This window comes from Streptomyces wedmorensis, from assembly GCF_000716445.1.
In the GTDB taxonomy this organism is placed as follows: Bacteria; Actinomycetota; Actinomycetes; order Streptomycetales; family Streptomycetaceae; genus Streptomyces; species Streptomyces wedmorensis.
Window position 1 is genome coordinate 1 of record NZ_JNWK01000041.1, and the last position, 15,322, is coordinate 15,322.

The 15,322-nt window shown below is 73.4% G+C and carries 12 protein-coding genes; 8 read left to right on the forward strand and 4 right to left on the reverse strand.

The window, feature by feature from the left end; genetic code table 11:
- Window positions 1-520 precede the first annotated feature (520 nt).
- Both OO54_RS28085 and ptsP read left to right on the forward strand, forming a co-directional pair.
- Complete coding sequence (locus tag OO54_RS28085) at window positions 521-970, forward strand: PTS sugar transporter subunit IIA (RefSeq protein ID WP_033207818.1); 450 nt, start codon at window positions 521-523, stop codon at window positions 968-970.
- Window positions 971-1,049: 79 nt separating this feature from the next.
- Window positions 1,050-2,720 carry a phosphoenolpyruvate--protein phosphotransferase gene (gene ptsP / locus OO54_RS28090; protein WP_033207819.1) on the forward strand — a complete coding sequence of 557 codons (1,671 nt, stop codon included), beginning with the start codon at window positions 1,050-1,052 and terminating at the stop codon, window positions 2,718-2,720.
- Window positions 2,721-2,795: 75 nt separating this feature from the next.
- Here the strand turns inward: ptsP and OO54_RS28095 are convergent, their stop codons facing one another.
- Together OO54_RS28095 and OO54_RS28100 are read right to left on the reverse strand one after the other, a co-directional pair.
- Window positions 2,796-3,686, reverse strand: coding sequence for a hypothetical protein (locus tag OO54_RS28095; protein ID WP_033207820.1), 891 nt, complete (start codon window positions 3,684-3,686; stop codon window positions 2,796-2,798).
- Between the two features lie 23 nt (window positions 3,687-3,709).
- Window positions 3,710-4,996, reverse strand: a complete 1,287-nt coding sequence (locus tag OO54_RS28100; protein ID WP_280818542.1) for an MFS transporter — start codon at window positions 4,994-4,996, stop codon at window positions 3,710-3,712.
- A 45-nt stretch (window positions 4,997-5,041) separates the two neighbouring features.
- Here OO54_RS28100 and OO54_RS28105 point away from each other — a divergent pair, with 45 nt between their 5' ends.
- From OO54_RS28105 to OO54_RS28115, 3 genes are all read left to right on the forward strand, one after another.
- Window positions 5,042-6,361: an aminotransferase class I/II-fold pyridoxal phosphate-dependent enzyme gene (locus OO54_RS28105; RefSeq protein WP_033207821.1), complete on the forward strand. Its 1,320-nt coding sequence runs from the start codon at window positions 5,042-5,044 to the stop codon at window positions 6,359-6,361.
- Between the two features lie 258 nt (window positions 6,362-6,619).
- Window positions 6,620-7,273 (forward strand): RNA polymerase sigma factor, encoded by a 654-nt coding sequence (locus tag OO54_RS28110; RefSeq protein WP_234439324.1) that lies wholly within the window; start codon window positions 6,620-6,622, stop codon window positions 7,271-7,273.
- A gap of 129 nt (window positions 7,274-7,402) precedes the next feature.
- Entirely contained in the window at window positions 7,403-8,482 is a 1,080-nt protein-coding gene (locus OO54_RS28115; RefSeq protein WP_033207823.1) for a CU044_5270 family protein, read from the forward strand.
- 76 nt (window positions 8,483-8,558) lie between these two features.
- On the opposite strand, the gene OO54_RS28120 is transcribed toward OO54_RS28115, so the two are convergent.
- Window positions 8,559-10,529, reverse strand: a complete 1,971-nt coding sequence (locus OO54_RS28120) for an acetoacetate--CoA ligase (protein ID WP_033207824.1) — start codon at window positions 10,527-10,529, stop codon at window positions 8,559-8,561.
- A 214-nt stretch (window positions 10,530-10,743) separates the two neighbouring features.
- Between OO54_RS28120 and OO54_RS28125 the strand changes: the two genes are divergently transcribed.
- Entirely contained in the window at window positions 10,744-13,386 is a 2,643-nt protein-coding gene (locus OO54_RS28125; protein ID WP_245236734.1) for a glycoside hydrolase family 31 protein, read from the forward strand.
- Here the strand turns inward: OO54_RS28125 and OO54_RS28130 are convergent.
- Window positions 13,377-13,937: an NUDIX domain-containing protein gene (locus tag OO54_RS28130; protein ID WP_051787244.1), complete on the reverse strand. Its 561-nt coding sequence runs from the start codon at window positions 13,935-13,937 to the stop codon at window positions 13,377-13,379. The two genes, OO54_RS28125 and OO54_RS28130, sit on opposite strands and share 10 nt — an antisense overlap.
- Here OO54_RS28130 and OO54_RS28135 point away from each other — a divergent pair.
- Together OO54_RS28135 and OO54_RS28140 are read left to right on the forward strand one after the other, a co-directional pair.
- Window positions 13,936-14,757: a M15 family metallopeptidase gene (locus OO54_RS28135; protein WP_033207893.1), complete on the forward strand. Its 822-nt coding sequence runs from the start codon at window positions 13,936-13,938 to the stop codon at window positions 14,755-14,757. The genes OO54_RS28130 and OO54_RS28135 overlap by 2 nt on opposite strands.
- Window positions 14,758-14,840: 83 nt before the next feature.
- On the forward strand, window positions 14,841-15,314 hold the full coding sequence (locus OO54_RS28140) for a Zn-ribbon domain-containing OB-fold protein (protein WP_033207826.1): 474 nt from the start codon (window positions 14,841-14,843) through the stop codon (window positions 15,312-15,314).
- Window positions 15,315-15,322 lie beyond the last annotated feature (8 nt).

The following is a 15,322-nucleotide window of genomic DNA, read 5'->3' on the forward strand; positions in this document are numbered from 1 at the left end:
AATCTGGCGTTGATTTTTGGCACGCTGTTGAGTTCTCAAGGAACGGACGCTTCCTTCGTACTCACCCTCTCGGGCTTTCCTCCGGGCTTTCCCTTCGGTCTTTCGTTTTTCCAGCTTAGCAGATCCGATTTCCGTTTCTGCCACCCGACTGGAGCGGGGTGCTGGGGGCGGAATTCACTTTCGCGTTTCCCGTTCCCGGCGGGGTCAAACATTACCAGGCTTTCTCGGTCCCGCTGACCACGTCCTCCGCGAGCATGCAGAGGTGTAGACCACTGGGGTTAGGATCTGGCTTGATAGGTGCTGCCGACCCGCGACCCGAAGGCGCGTTGGGGTCAGGCAGGAGTACGACAGTACATCCCACCGTCAGTCGAGGCAAATCGTCGTGGGTGCTCCCTAGCTCCGCCCAACTGGTACGTCTCGGGCGGAACTGGGACTTCTCATGACTTACGCTTCAGAACAGTACGCCGTCCAGGACAGGTAGTGACGGCGCCACACAATCTCCGCCCCTGGGAGGCTTCCCATGACAACCGTGACGTCGCCGCTTGTTGGACGCGCCATCGGTCTCGCCGCAGTTCCCGACCCGGTCTTCTCCGGTGCGATGGTCGGTCCCGGTACCGCCATCGATCCCGTACGTGAGCCCTCGGAGGCCGTGTCCCCCATCGACGGGGTCGTCGTCTCCATGCACCCGCACGCCTTCGTCGTCGTCGACGACGAAGGACACGGTGTGCTGACCCACCTGGGCATCGACACCGTTCAGCTCAACGGCGAGGGCTTCGAGCTCCTCGTGAACAAGGGCGACACCGTGCAGCGCGGCCAGGCCGTCGTGCGGTGGAACCCCGCCGAGGTCGAGGCCGCCGGCAAGTCCCCCATCTGTCCCATCGTGGCCCTGGAGGCCACCGCGGACTCGCTCTCCGATGTCGTCGAGGACGGCGACGTGAAGGCCGGCGACGTTCTCTTCGGCTGGAACTAGCCGGTTCGTCCTGGTGACGACCGCGAGTTCGACATTCAACGCGGCGGCCGGGGCCGTCGCTCAATCGGAGACGGGTGAGATGGAGACAACGCTGCGAGGCGTCGGCGTCAGCCACGGTGTGGCGATCGGCGAGGTCCGGCACATGGGCACGGCGGTCCTGGAGCCGCCGGCCAAGCAGATTCCGGCCGAGGAGGCGGAGCGCGAACAGGGGCGCGCCCGTCAGGCCGTGGAAGCTGTGGCCGCGGACCTCAATGCCCGGGGCAACCTGGCCGGTGGCGAGGCCCAGGCGGTGCTGGAGGCCCAGGCGATGATCGCCCAGGACCCGGAGCTCATCGCCGACGTGGACCGCCGGATCGCGGTCGGCAGCACGGCCGAGCGAGGTATCTACGACGCGTTCTCGCACTACCGGGAGCTGCTGGCGGGTGCCGGTGAGTACATGGCAGGTCGGGTCGCCGACCTGGACGACGTGCGGAACCGGATCGTCGCACGGCTGCTGGGCGTGCCGATGCCGGGTGTGCCGGACAGCGACGAGCCGTACGTGCTGATCGCGCGGGACCTGGCTCCCGCCGACACGGCGCTGCTCGACCCGACGCTGGTGCTGGGGTTCGTGACGGAGGAGGGCGGGCCGACCAGCCACAGCGCGATTCTGGCGCGGGCGCTCGGTGTGCCGGCCATCGTGGCGATGCCCGGTGCGGGCGAGCTGGCCGAGGGCACGGTCATCGCGGTCGACGGTTCCACGGGTGAGCTGTTCGTGGACCCGAGCGAGGAGAAGAAGACCGAGCTGACGGAGGCCGCCGCGGCGCGGAAGGCCGCGCTGGCGACGTCCAGCGGGCCCGGTGCGACGTCGGACGGTCACAAGGTGCCGCTGCTGGCCAACGTCGGCGGTCCGGCGGACGTGCCGGCGGCGGTGGAGGCCGGTGCCGAGGGTGTCGGTCTGTTCCGCACGGAGTTCCTCTTCCTGGACGACAGCAAGAAGGCGCCGTCCGAGGAGAAGCAGATCGAGGCCTACCGCAAGGTGCTCGAGGCGTTCCCCGAGGGCCGTGTGGTCGTGCGGGTGCTCGACGCGGGTGCGGACAAGCCGCTGGACTTCCTGACGCCGGCGGACGAGCCGAACCCCGCGCTGGGTGTGCGGGGTCTGCGGTCGCTGCTCGACCATCCGGAGGTGCTGCGGACGCAGCTGACCGCGCTGGCGAAGGCGGTCGAGGGGCTGCCGGTGTACCTCGAGGTCATGGCGCCGATGGTGGCGGACCGTACGGACGCGAAGGCGTTCGCGGACGCGTGCCGTGAGGCGGGGCTGCGGGCGAAGTTCGGTGCGATGGTCGAGATTCCCTCGGCCGCGCTGCGGGCGCGTTCGATCCTGCAGGAGGTCGAGTTCCTGTCGCTGGGCACCAACGACCTGGCGCAGTACACCTTCGCCGCCGACCGTCAGGTGGGTGCGGTGTCCCGGCTCCAGGACCCGTGGCAGCCGGCGCTGCTCGACCTGGTGGCGCTGTCCGCCGAGGCGGCCAAGGCCGAGGGCAAGAGCTGTGGTGTCTGTGGCGAGGCTGCCTCGGATCCGCTGCTCGCCTGTGTGCTGACGGGTCTGGGGGTCACCTCCCTGTCCATGGGCGCGGCGTCGATCCCGTACGTGCGGGCGACGCTGGCGAAGTACACGCTGGCTCAGTGCGAGCGGGCCGCGGCCGCGGCGCGCGCGGCGGACACGGCGCACGACGCGCGGATCGCCGCGCAGGCGGTGCTGTCCGGGGAGTGATCCCGGCCGTACGGCGTTGATCGAAGGGGCTTTCCGTCACATGGGTGGCGGGGAGCCCCTTCGGCGTGTCGGGGGTCAGTGGTGGAGGGGGTGGCCGTCGTCGGGGTCGGGGGTGAGGGGGAAGCCGGCGCGGTAGTCGACGCCGGGTTCCGGGGAGAGGGGTTCGCCGGTGCGGGCGTCGGTGCAGTAGGCGGCGAAGACCTCGGCTTCGGTGAGCGGGGTGAGGGTGCCGTCGGTGAGGCGCCAGCCGTGGAGGCGGTCCCGGGTCCCGGGGGTGCTGGTGCGGAGGACGAGTCCCGCGGGCGCGGCGAGGGCGATGCCGGCGGCGAGGACGGCGGTGAACTCGGTGCCGGTGGAGTCCTCGGGCGGGGTGGTGCCGTCGGTGTGGAGGACGGCGAGGAGTTGGTCGTCGCCTGCGGGCACGCTGCAGACGAGGTGGTGGGTGCCGGGTCCGGCGGCTTCCAGGAGTCGTGCGAGGAGGCGGCCGGCCCGCTCGAAGGCGGCTCGGCCGATGTCCTCGCCGCAGGTGGCGCAGGGGCCGGTGGTGGCGAGGGCGGTGGTGGCGTACTGCCAGGTGGCGTGGCGGACGGCGGTGTCGACGAGTTCGGGGAGGAGGGTGGTGAGGGGTTGCCCTGTATAGGTGACGCGGGCGCCGGTCGCGGCGAGGTGGGCGGTGAAGCGGCTGCGGCTGGTGGGGTGGTCGGGGTCGAGGGCTGTCTCGGTGCACCAGGCCGCGTACTCCTCCGGGTCGAAGAGGGTGACGGTGGTGTGGCCGCCCTGGCCGGCGAGGGTCTTGAGGAGGGCCTCGATCTGCCGGAGGTAGGTGGTGTGGTCGTCGAAGGCGAAGGTGCGGTACCGGCGCATCGCCGTGAAGTCGTGCTCGTCGGCGAGGAGGCCGACGGTGCTGGGGACCTCGCGGCGCAGGGCGCGGCGGAGCTGTGCGGTGGTGGTGCCGGTCCGGGTCATGTCTCCCCCTGGTGACGGTTCGATCAGTGCTCACTCACCGTAACCTTCGACACTGACAGTGACGTTCTGGCGAGACGTCGGCCGACCAGGCGGTGCTGTGCGGCGCAGGTGGCGACGAGGGCGGCGCCGAGGAAGGGCCAGGCGAGGGGGCCCGCGGAGACGAGGCCGGTGACGACGAGCGGGCCGGCGAAACGCTGGGTGGACTGGGCGAGGCCGTGGACTCCGAGGTAGGCGCCTTGGGCGTCGTCCGGTGCGAGGGCGATGGAGATCTCCCAGGACGCGATGGTGTGGATCATCTCGGCGAAGGTGAGGACGACGGCCGCGGTGACGAGGGCCGTGACGGCGAGGGCGGGGCCGCCGAGCGGGGAGACGGCGATGGCGAGGGTGCCGACGGCGAAGAGGGCCGCGAGGGGGGTGAAGAGGCGGCGGGCCGCGTCGGTGGTGCCGCCGAAGCGGGAGAGCGGGACCTGGAAGGCCACGACGAGGGCGCTGTTGAGGACCATCAAGAGGGGTGCGAGGCCGACGGGGGCGTCGGTGGCGTGGACGATCCAGAGCGGGAGGGCGACCTGGAGGATCGAGTCGTGGAGGAAGAAGACGGACTCCCCCGCGGTGAAGGCGAGGAAGCCGCGGTCGCGCCAGGGGTTGGACGGCTTGGCCACGGGGGGTGCGTCGGTGGAGGCGGCGACGACGCGGGAGGGGGCCGGGGAGGGCGGCTCGGCGCAGCGGAGGGTGAGTACGGCCATCACGAGGTAGGAGGCGGCGTCCGCGACGAGCAGGAGGTGGAAGGCGGTGGTGGAGCCGACGGCGAGGGCGGCCGCGGCGCCGAGGCCGCCGAGGGTCCAGCCGATGTTGGAGGTGGTGCGGTTGATGGCCTGGTAGCGGACGCGGTCGGGGCCGGCGATCCGGGCGGCGTACAGCTTGGTGAGGACGTTGGCGGCGCGGTCGGGTACGGCTCCGACGGCGGAGAGCAGGACGAGGAGCAGGTAGTCGTCGGTGGTGAGGAGGGAGAGGAGGGCCGCGGCGCGCAGCAGCTGGGTGCAGATGATGACGCGGACGAGGGGGAAGCGGTCGGCGAGTCGGCCGCCGAGGGGTGCGCCGGCGATGCCGGCCGCGCCGGAGAGGGCGACGAGGAGGCCGACCTGGGCGAGGCCGAGGCCGGTGACGTAGGTGAAGTAGAGGGCCATGGCCGTGGACCAGAGTCCGGTGCCGCACTTGTCGATGAAGCCGATGACGAGCATGCGGCGTCCGTCGCGGCCGCCGGGGATGCGGTCCCTGAAGGGTGTGCGGGGCGGGTGGGTGGCTCGGCTCATGGGTCCCCCTTGCGCGTTCTTTTGTATTGATACATAATTGATTACGTGGCAGCACAATATGCGATCGAGGGCATGACAGCCAAGGGGATCGCCGCGTCCGTCGAACGGGGCGTGGCGGAAGGGGGGCTCGCTCCGGGGGACGCCCTGCCTCCCGTGCGGCGGCTCGCCGACAGCCTGGGGGTGAGTCCGGGGACGGTGGCGACGGCGTACAAGGAGCTGCGCCAACGGGGGCTGATCGTCACGCGCGGCCGGGGCGGGACGGTGGTGGCGGAGGTGCCCTCCGTGGCGTCCCGGCGGCCGCCGCGCGTGCCGCACGGGCTCGTGGACCTGGCCGGCGGCCACCCGGATCCCGCCTTCCTGCCGGTACTGCGGCCGCCGTCGGCCGTCACCCCCGTCTACGGGTCCCATCGCGCGGCGCCGCGCCTGCCCGCACTGGAAGCCCTGACCAGGGAATGGTTCGCGCGCGATGGAGTGCCCGCGGAGCACGTGACGTTCGCGCACGGCGCGCTCGACTGCATCGCGCGGCTCCTGTCCACGGAGCTGCGGCCAGGTGACGCGGTGGCCGTGGAGGATCCGGGCTTCCACCACCTGCTCGACCTGGTGCCCGCCCTCGGGCTGCGGATCGTGCCGGTGGCGGTGGACGAAGAGGGACTCGTACCGGACGCGCTGCGCACGGCGCTGCGGGCCGGGGTGCGGGCGGTGGTGTGCAGTCCGCGGGGCCAGTGCCCGACCGGAGCGTTCTTCACCCGGGCGCGGCGGGACGAACTGGTGGCGGTGCTGCGGGAGTTCCCCGAGGTCCTCGTCGTCGAGGACGACCACAACGCGGAGGTCGGCGGGGCCGCGGCGTACACACTCGCGGCGGCGGGGCTCGACCGGTGGGCGCAGGTGCGGACCGTTTCGAAGCATCTCGGGATCGACCTGCGGTGGGCCGGGGTCGCGTGCGACGCGGTCACGACCGCGCGGCACGACGGGCGGATGCTGATGACCTCCGGCTGGGTCAGCCACGTGCTCCAGGAGACCGTGGCCGACCTGTTCACCGACCCGGCGGTGCGTGAGCTCGTGGCGGCGGGCGAGGCGGCGTACGCGGAGCGGCGGACGGCGCTGATCGACGCCCTCGGCGCGTACGGGATCCGTGCCGTCGGGGCCAGCGGGCTGAACGTGTGGGTGCCCGTGCGGGACGAGTCGGCGGTGGTGAACGGGCTGCGTACACAGGGCTGGTGGGTGGCGGCCGGCGCGCGGTTCCGGATCTCGGCGCCGCCCGCCGTACGAATCACGACGGCGACGCTCGCACCGGCGGACGCGGTGCGGCTCGCGGCGGACTTCGGCGAGGTGCTCGGGGACGCGCAGGCGACGTACGGCGGTTGACTCACGGACGCTCCGGGGAGGCATCGGCCTTCCCTGGAGCGTCCGTCTTCGTCGGGGCTCGGCCCGGGTCAGCCGGGTCAGTGGGTCCGGTAGGCGCCGGCGCTGTTCAGGCAGCGGGGCGTCCGGGTCCGGTGGGCGGACGTCCACGGGATCGGTCGTGCGGGCGTTTCCGTGGTCGGGGCCATGTCGGGGCGGGGTGTGGCCCAGGTCACGGGAACCTGGGTGAACCGGCGGTCAGTGCCAGATGTGGAATCACCTATGAGAGATCGTTTCCGTGCCGGGGACCCCTCGGCGCTGGGAGAGGCGTACGACGAGCACGCACGCGTGTTGTACCACTACGCCTACCGGGTGTGCGGGGACCGGACGGCGGCGGAGGACGTCGTGTCCGCCGCGTTCCTGGAGGCTTGGCGTTGCCGGGGCAGGGTGCACGCCGACGGCGGAAGTCTGCGTCCTTGGCTGCTCGGCATCGCCACCAACATCATGCGCGGGGCCGCGCGGGAGGCACGGCGGCGGGACGCGGCACTGGCCAGACTTCCCGAGCGGGGCGTTCTGCCGGACTTCGCCGACGACGTGCTCGCGCGGATGGCCGACGGGGAGCAGGTGCGGGCCGCGCGAGCCGCGCTCGGCAGGCTCCGGCGGCGGGAGCGCGAGGTCTTCACCCTCGTGGTGTGGGCCGGCCTGGACTACGCCGCGGCCGGCGAGGCGCTCGGGGTTCCCGTCGGGACCGTGCGGTCCCGGCTCTCCCGGGCCCGTGAGCGGCTCCGGAAGCTCGCCGAAGCGGAACTGCGGGCGGCGGGAGCGGTCCGCGGCCGTCGTGGTGCGCTCGTCCGGAAAGCCGGCGGTCGTGGTGCGCTCGTCCGGAAGGCCGGCCGTCGCCGGCGCGACGGCCCGGACGGGTTCCGGGGCTCGTGACGCCGAGCCGGGCGGCGGATGCGGGGCCGCGTCTTCCTCCCTTGAATCCTTCGTCCCGTCCGGTGCCGGTGCCGGACGCTCGACCGTCCGATCGGCGTGCGCGCCTCGACCGAACACGGAGAACCAGGCATGACCGCCTCCATCTCACGCCCGCCGCAGGCCGATGCGGACGAACTGCTGCGCTCCGAGCTGGCGGAGCTGCTGCCCGCGCCGCCGGTGCCCGAGCTGACGGAGGACCGGGATCGGCACCTCAGGTACGCCGTGTTGCGGACCGCGCTGGAGGACGCGGAGGAGCGCCCGGTGCGGGTGACGCGTCCGCGGCAGGGGGTGCGGATCGGGTGGATCGCGGCGCCGGTGATCGCGTGTGCGGTCGTCGCGGGTGTCGTCGTGGCCGCGCCGCAGGAGACGCCGTCCGGGTCCCCGGGGCGGGCGGCCGTCGGTCGGTCTGCCTCCCCCGACGCGGTGCGGGTGCTGTCCGGGGCCGCGCTGGCCGCGGCGGCCGCTCCCGCGCCGGACGCGGGGGCCGGTGGTTACGTCTACGTCCGGAGCCTCGTCGCGTACGCGGGACGGGGTGCGGACGGCGGTCCCGGGGTGCTGCCGCCCGCGCACCGGCGTGAGGTGTGGCTTCCGGTCGACGGCGGGAGGCCGGGGATGCTCCGCGAGCCCGGTGTCGCCGACACGTGGCTGGGTGCCGAGCTGCCCGTGTACGAGATCGACCACCGCGGGGCCGCCCCCCGGAAGACCACCGTCGCGACGGCGCCGCCGTCAGTGACGAACCCGACGCACGCGTACGTGGCGGCGCTGCCCACGGATCCGGACGTGCTGCTGCGTCTGGTGGAGGACGGCACGCGCGCGGGTGGCGGCGACGCCGATCAGCGGGCGTTCACGGCGATCGGGACGCTGCTCGCCGAGACGTGGGCTCCGCCGAAGGTCACCGCGGCGCTGTACGAGGCGGCGGCGCGGATCCCCGGGGTGACCGTTCTGCCGTCGGCGACGGACGCGGCCGGTCGCGAGGGCGTCGCCGTGGCCCGTACCGCCCACGGCGAGCAGACCCAGTGGATCTTCGACCGGACGACGTCGGCGTTCCTCGGGGAGCGGACCGTGCTGACGGAGACCACGTCGGCGGGGCGTGCGGGGACGGTCCTCGGCGTCTCGGCGGTGCTGGTCAAGGCGGCCGCCGCGGCACCGGGAGAGGTGCCCGAGGGCTGACCCGGGAGGACCGGCCGTAGCGGTGGGGCCCGTCGATCCGGTCGGATCGACGGGCCCCAGGCCGTGGCGGGAGGTGTCAGCCCCGGCGGTTGGCCGCCAGGGACTCGTAGAAGTGGAGGAGTCCGAGGTCGTCGACGGAGCCGGCGTTGACGGCCTTGGCCAGGGGGGTGCCCTGGAGGAGGCGCTTGACGGGGACCTCGATGCGCTTGCCCGTGAGGGTGTGGGGGACGCCGGGGACCTCGATGATCTCGTCGGGGACGTGGCGCGGGGAGAGTTCGGTGCGGATCGTCCGCTTGATGCGGTCGATCAGCTCGTCGTCGAGGGTGGCGCCGTCCACGAGGTGCACGAAGAGCGGCATCCAGTAGCCGCCGTCCGGCTCCTCGAGGCCGATGACGAGGGACTCGCGGATCTCCGGGAGGCGCTCGACGGCCTCATAGATATCGGCGCTGCCCATGCGGACGCCCTGCCGGTTGAGGGTGGAGTCGGAGCGGCCGTGGATGACGACCGACCCGTGGTCGGTGATCGTGATCCAGTCGCCGTGGCGCCAGACGCCCGGGAACATCTCGAAGTAACTGTCGCGGTAGCGGCTGCCGTCGGGGTCGTTCCAGAAGTGGATCGGCATCGACGGCATGGGGTTGGTGACGACCAGTTCGCCGACCTCGCCGATGACGGGCTTGCCGGAGGGGTCCCAGGACTGCAGGTCGGTGCCGAGGCCGGCGGCCTGGAGTTCGCCGATGTGGACCGGGAGGGTGGGGACGGCGCCGGCGAAGCAGGAGCAGACGTCCGTGCCTCCGCTGACGGAGGCGATCCAGAGGTTGTCGCGGACCTCGTCGTGGAGCCAGCGGAAGCCGTCGGGGGGCAGCGGCGAGCCGGTGGTGGCGACGCACTTCACGGCCGAGAGGTCGAAGTCGCGGCCCGGGTGGACGTCCGCCTTGGCGCAGGCCATCACGTACGCGGCGGACGTGCCGTAGAGGGTGGCGCGGGTGCGCTCGGCGACGCGCCACTGGGCGGCGGTGTCGGGGTAGCCCGGGCTTCCGTCGTACAGGACGACGGTCGTCCCGGTGAGGAGGCCGGAGACGAGGAAGTTCCACATCATCCAGCCGGTGGAGGTGTACCAGAAGAACACGTCCTCGGGGCCGAGGTCGCAGTGCAGGCCCAGCTGCTTGACGTGCTCGACGAGGATGCCGCCCTGGGACTGGACGATCGCCTTCGGCAGGCCGGTCGTGCCGGAGGAGTACAGGACCCACAGCGGGTGCGCGAACGGCACCTGCTCGTAGACCGGCTCGACGTCGCCGGAGACGAGGTCGTCCCAGGCGAGGGTGCCCTCGGGGGCCGGAGTGCCCAGGAGCGGGATGTGGACGACGGCCCTGAGGCTGGGGAGCTCGGCCCTCAGCTCGGCGACGGTGTCGCGACGGTCGTGTTCCTTGCCGCCGTAACGGTAGCCGTCGACGGTGAAGAGGACGACCGGCTCGACCTGCTGGAAACGGTCGAGGACGCTGCGGGCGCCGAAGTCGGGGGCGCAGGAGGTCCACACGGCGCCGACGGCGGCGGTGGCGAGCAGGGCCACGACGGACTGCGGGACGTTGGGCAGGTAGCCGCTGACGCGGTCGCCGGGGCGTACGCCCAGGGCGCGCAGTTCGGCGGCGAGGGAGCCGACCTGGCGGCGGAGCTCGGCCCAGGTGGTCGGCGTGGGGTCGTGTGTCTCGTCCACGTGGAGCAGGGCCGTGTCGTGGGGGCGCTCGTCCGCGGCGCGCAGGGCGTGCTCGGCGTAGTTGAGGGTGGCTCCGGGGAACCAGTCGGCGCCGGGCATCGACCGGTCGCCGAGGACCCGCTCGTAGGGGGTGTCGAAGCGGATGTCGAACCATTCGACGACCGCCTGCCAGAACGCCTCGAGCTCCTCGACGGACCAGCGGTGGAGCGCCGGGTAACCGCCCTCGGCGGGTGCGCCGTGGTGTTCGGCCGCCCAGGACTGGAAGCGGGTGACGGCAGCCGAGGCGATGCGTTCGTCGTCCGGCTGCCAGAGCGGATCGGTCTGGGCTGATGTCATGGGGTGGCTCCCTGGCTGTACGCGGGGTCGGCGTGTGTCGGGCGCACGTGCTGGGGTGTGCGCGTGACGCGGCTGACAGGACGATGCCATGTGATCGTCTTTCGCACCAGGGCTGCCCGCCCATGGTCGGCCAGTTGAATATGTGCTCCCACCATGGGTGAACGGAAGTTGAACGGAGCTCGTATCGCCCCAGGTGGGTGGCAGGGTGATCGTCATGGACGGTCGTGGACTGGTGCGTTCGATCAAGGTGTTCGGTTCGGCGCAGGGATGGCGGACGGTACGGGCGGCGTGGCGGCGGCACCGCGCGGACGCGTGCGGGCTGCCGGCGCGGGGGGCGGAGCGGGCCCGGGTTCCGGGGCTCGCGGTGGAGGCGGAGCCGGGGCCGGGCGGGGGAACCGTCCGGTTCGCCCGGTCCTCGCTGCGGATCTGCGTGTCGGCGGGCGGCACGGTGTTCTGGGGATGGGACGGGGCCGGGCCGCTGCCCTCGTACGCCGTCGCGGCCGAGGCTCCCGAGCCGGACCCGCGGGCCTCGCTGGAGCCTGACACGGGTGGCGGGTGGCGGATCGTGTCGGAGCGGGTGACGGTCGCGGTGTCCCGGCACGGGGCGGTGGAGATCCGTACGCCCGGCGGGGTAATGCTGCGCCGGGACCTGCCGCCGCGCTGGTGGGAGCCGGTGGCCGGTGGGGAGGACGGCGGGAGTGCTTCCGGTGGGGCGGTGCCCGGCGGGCCGGGTTCCGCCGGGGCGGGGCGTCCGGGTGCGGATTCCGACGGGGCGGCTTCCGGCGGGGCGGCTTCCGGCGGGGCGGCTTCCGGCGGGGCGGCTTCCGGCGGGGCGGCTTCCGGCGGGGCTGCTTCCGGCGGGGCTGCTTCCGGCGGCGGCCGTGCGGGAGTGGGCCGCGCGGAGGCGCGCTGGGTGCAGCGCAGTGAGGTGCCGGCGGACGCGCGGTTCTTCGGTCTGGGCGGGCGGTCGGCGGGGCCGCGGCTGCGGGACGGCTCGTACCGGCTGTGGAACACGGACCCCCAGGGGCGTTTCGCGCCGGGGGACGATCCGCTGTACATCACCATGCCGGTGCAGTTCGTGGTCTCGGACGCGGGCACGCACCTGGCGTTCCACGACAACTCCTGGGAGGGCCGGGTCACCCTGGCGGAGGGCGAGGAGGGCGCGGGCTCGGGCCATGACCGGCCGGGCAGCGTCGAGGTGCGCATGGCCGGCGGGCCGCTGCGCTGCTGGGTGGTGGTCGGGACCCCCGCGCGCGTGCTGCACGGCTGGGCGGCGCTGACGGGCGCGCCCGCGCTGCCGCCGTCCTGGGCGCTCGGACCGCAGCACGCGCGCTGGGGGTTCGGCAGCGCGCGGGAGGTGCGGCGGGTGGTCGCCGGGTACCGGGAGCGGGGGCTTCCGCTGTCCGCCGTGCACCTGGACATCGACCACTACGACGGCCACCGCGTGTTCACCGTCGACCGGGAGCGGTTCCCCGATCTGCCGGGGCTCGCGGCGGAACTGCGGGAGCAGGGCGTACGGCTGGTGTCGATCGTGGACCCCGCGGTACGGGCCGAGCCGGGGAACGCGCTCTACGACGAGGGGCGGGCGGCCGGGGCGTTCGTCCGGGACGGGCGGGGCCGGGAGGTCCACGGGGAGGTGTGGCCGGGCGCGTGCGCCTATCCGGACTTCACCGATCCCGCGGTGCGGGAGTGGTGGGGCGGGTTGTACGAGGAGAGGCTGCGGCAGGGTTTCTCCGGGGTGTGGCACGACATGAACGAGCCCGTGTCCTTCGTCCCCTTCGGCGACCCCACACTGCCCCGTTCGGCGCGGCACGCGCTGGACGGGCGGGGCGGTGACCACCGGGAGGGGCACAACCTGTACGGGCTGACGATGGCGCGCGCCGGGTACGAGGGGCTGCGCCGGCTGCGGCCCGACGAGCGGCCGTTCCTCTTCTCGCGTTCCGGCTGGGCGGGCATGCAGCGGTACGGGGGCACCTGGTCCGGCGACGTGTCGACCGGGTGGCCCGGGCTGCGGGCGTCGCTGTCCCTGGTGCTGGGGCTCGGGTTGTGCGGGGTGCCGTACTCGGGGCCCGACGTGGGGGGCTTCGACGGGAGCCCGTCGCCGGAGCTGTTCCTGCGCTGGTACCAGCTGGGGGCGTGGCTGCCGCTGTTCCGCACGCACGCGGCGATCGACGCGGGACGGCGCGAGCCGTGGGAGTTCGGCCCGGAGGTCCTGGAGCACGCGCGCGTGGCGCTGGCCGAACGGGAGCGGCTGCGCCCGTACTTCGAGACGCTGTCCCGGCTCGCGCGGATGACGGGCGCGCCGTACGTACGGCCGCTGTGGTGGGGGACGCCGGAGGACCGGCTGCTGCGCGACTGCGAGGACGCGTTCCTGCTCGGCGACGCGCTGCTGGTGGCGCCGGTCCTGACCCCGGGCGCCGACCGGCGGGCGGTGCGGCTGCCGCGCGGGCGCTGGTACGACACCGCGACGGGGCAGGCGTACGAGGGGCCGGGGCAGGTCCTGCTGGACGCGCCGCTCTCCCGCGTGCCGGTGCTGGCCCGGGCGGGGGCGGTGCTCGCGGTCCGCGGCGACGACGGCGGGCTCGCCCTGGAGGTGTGGGCGCCCGCCGCGGGGCGGACCGGCGGCGGGCTCGTCGTGCGGGACACGGGGGACGGCTGGGAGCCGGCCGAGATCGAGCGGTACCAGTCGCGGCTCGTGGACGGCCGGGTGGTCGTGGAGCGGGTGACGGACGACGGGTTGGAGGAGACGAAGCTGCCGGTGCGCGTCAGGGGTGGCGAGGGGGCTTGGCCGCCGGCCGGAGGTGCGGCCGGGCGGGACTTTCCGGACGGGGGCCCTGGGTCCGGGCTTCAGTCGTAGGCGCCGGCGAACCACTTCCGTACCGCCTCCGTGTGGAGGGGGAAGGCGAGCTCCTCGGGTGTGTGGAGCACGTGGTGGCCGCTGGTCTCGTCGGTGGGGGTGGAGGGCGGCAGCGTGGCGGCGGGGCGGGGCGGGAAGAGGCCGAAGAGGAGGAGGTGGCCGGCCGGGGAGCTGAGGGCGTCGGCCAGGCGGACGTCGTCCGCGGAGGCCACGATGCCGGTCTCCTCGCGCAGTTCGCGGGCGACGGCGGCGCGCCAGTCCTCGGCGTGGTCGATGAAGCCGCCGGGGAGGGCGGTCCCGCCGCGCTGGGGCTCGATGGTGCGGGTGATGACGACGAGGCCGGTACCGGCTCGGTCGGTGACCGGGAGGAGGGCGACGGCGACGGGCAGCGGGTTGCGGTAGGCGGTGTGGCCGCAGGCCGGGCAGGTGCGGGGCCAGCCGGCGCCGGCGGGGTGGGCCGCGCCGCAGGAGGAGCAGTGGGAGTCCTTCACGGGGCGACCGTACGTGATCGCCCTTTCCCGGCGCTGCCGGAACTGGTAGACGGTGCACATGACAGGACTCGCTTCCGCATTCCGTACCCTCGCCGTCACGGCCGCGGCCGGCCTGCTCGCCGTCGCGGGCGCCGTCGCGGCCCCCGCTCCCCCGGCGTCCGCCGCGCCGGAGCCGAAGGCCCCACGGGAGTTCGTCGCGCTCGGCGCGGTGGACCGGACGATCATCCAGGAGATGCGCTACACGACGGCGCACAACTTCGTCGGCGAGCCGGTCGACGGCTACCGGCAGCCGTTGTGCATCCTGACCCGGCAGGCGGCCGAGGCGCTGCACCGCGCGCAGGTGCGGCTGCTGGCCCGGGGCTACTCGCTGAAGGTGTACGACTGCTACCGGCCGCAGCGCGCCGTGGACCACTTCGTGCGCTGGGCGAAGGACCTGTCGGACGAGCGGATGAAGGGGGAGTTCTATCCGCTGGTCGACAAGTCCCGGCTGTTCGCGGACGGTTACATCGCGGAGAAGTCGGGGCACAGCCGCGGTTCGACGGTGGACCTGACGATCGTGCGGCTGCCGGCGTCGCCCACGCGCGCGTACGTCCCCGGTGAGCGGCTGGTGGAGTGCTACGCGCCGCGGGAGGAGCGGTTTCCGGACAACTCCGTGGACATGGGGACCGGGTACGACTGCTTCGACACCCGGTCGCACACCGACGACCCGCGGATCCAGGGGGTGCAGCGGGCCAACCGGCAGCTCCTCAAGGGGGTGCTGGCCGAGCAGGGCTTCGTGAACCTGCCCGAGGAGTGGTGGCACTTCACGTTCAAGCCGGAGCCGTTCCCGTCGACGTTCTTCGACTTCCCGGTCGCGCGGCGGTCGGTGGCCGGGCACTGAGTCTTCCCCGCCGGGGCCGCCCGTGCCACACTCCTGACGATTCGTCAGATCCGTGGGTGTGAGCGGTGGCACGGGAGGCCTCGATGGCACGGACGCGCAGACCGGTGGTGGACGGCTGGTTCACCGACGACACCGTGCCGGAGGCGGAGTTCCGCCTGCTCGGCACCCGCTGCTCGGCCTGCGCGTCGGTCTTCTTCCCGCGTGAGGACGGCTGGTGCCGCAACCCGGGATGCCCTGGCGGTGGCGAGCTCGCCGAGGTGCCGCTCTCCCCGCGCGGCCGGGTCTGGTCGTACACCGACGGCCGCTACCGCCCGCCCGCGCCGTACGTCTCCGATCCGGAGGCGCCCTGGGAGCCGTACACCCTGGTCGCGGTCGAGCTGGCGGCGGAGGCGATGGTGGTGCTCGGGCAGGCAGCGCCCGGCGTGTCGACGGCCGATCTGGCCGTCGGCGCGGAGGTCGAGGTGGTGCCCGGGGTCCTGAACGAGGACGAGCGGCACGTGTGGACCACTTGGAACTGGCGGCCCGTGGCACCGGAGCGGCGGGAGGAGCGGTCGTGAACGACATC

Excerpts from the sequence above, each read along its gene's own strand:
- OO54_RS28085 (WP_033207818.1), top strand. The coding sequence starts at position 521 with ATGACAACCGTGACGTCGCCGCTTGTTGGACGCGCCATCGGTCTCGCC.
- ptsP (WP_033207819.1), top strand. The coding sequence starts at position 1,050 with ATGGAGACAACGCTGCGAGGCGTCGGCGTCAGCCACGGTGTGGCGATC.
- OO54_RS28095 (WP_033207820.1), bottom strand. The coding sequence starts at position 3,686 with ATGACCCGGACCGGCACCACCACCGCACAGCTCCGCCGCGCCCTGCGC.
- OO54_RS28100 (WP_280818542.1), bottom strand. The coding sequence starts at position 4,996 with ATGAGCCGAGCCACCCACCCGCCCCGCACACCCTTCAGGGACCGCATC.
- OO54_RS28110 (WP_234439324.1), top strand. The coding sequence starts at position 6,620 with ATGAGAGATCGTTTCCGTGCCGGGGACCCCTCGGCGCTGGGAGAGGCG.
- OO54_RS28115 (WP_033207823.1), top strand. The coding sequence starts at position 7,403 with ATGACCGCCTCCATCTCACGCCCGCCGCAGGCCGATGCGGACGAACTG.
- OO54_RS28120 (WP_033207824.1), bottom strand. The coding sequence starts at position 10,529 with ATGACATCAGCCCAGACCGATCCGCTCTGGCAGCCGGACGACGAACGC.
- OO54_RS28125 (WP_245236734.1), top strand. The coding sequence starts at position 10,744 with ATGGACGGTCGTGGACTGGTGCGTTCGATCAAGGTGTTCGGTTCGGCG.
- OO54_RS28135 (WP_033207893.1), top strand. The coding sequence starts at position 13,936 with ATGACAGGACTCGCTTCCGCATTCCGTACCCTCGCCGTCACGGCCGCG.
- OO54_RS28130 (WP_051787244.1), bottom strand. The coding sequence starts at position 13,937 with ATGTGCACCGTCTACCAGTTCCGGCAGCGCCGGGAAAGGGCGATCACG.
- OO54_RS28140 (WP_033207826.1), top strand. The coding sequence starts at position 14,841 with ATGGCACGGACGCGCAGACCGGTGGTGGACGGCTGGTTCACCGACGAC.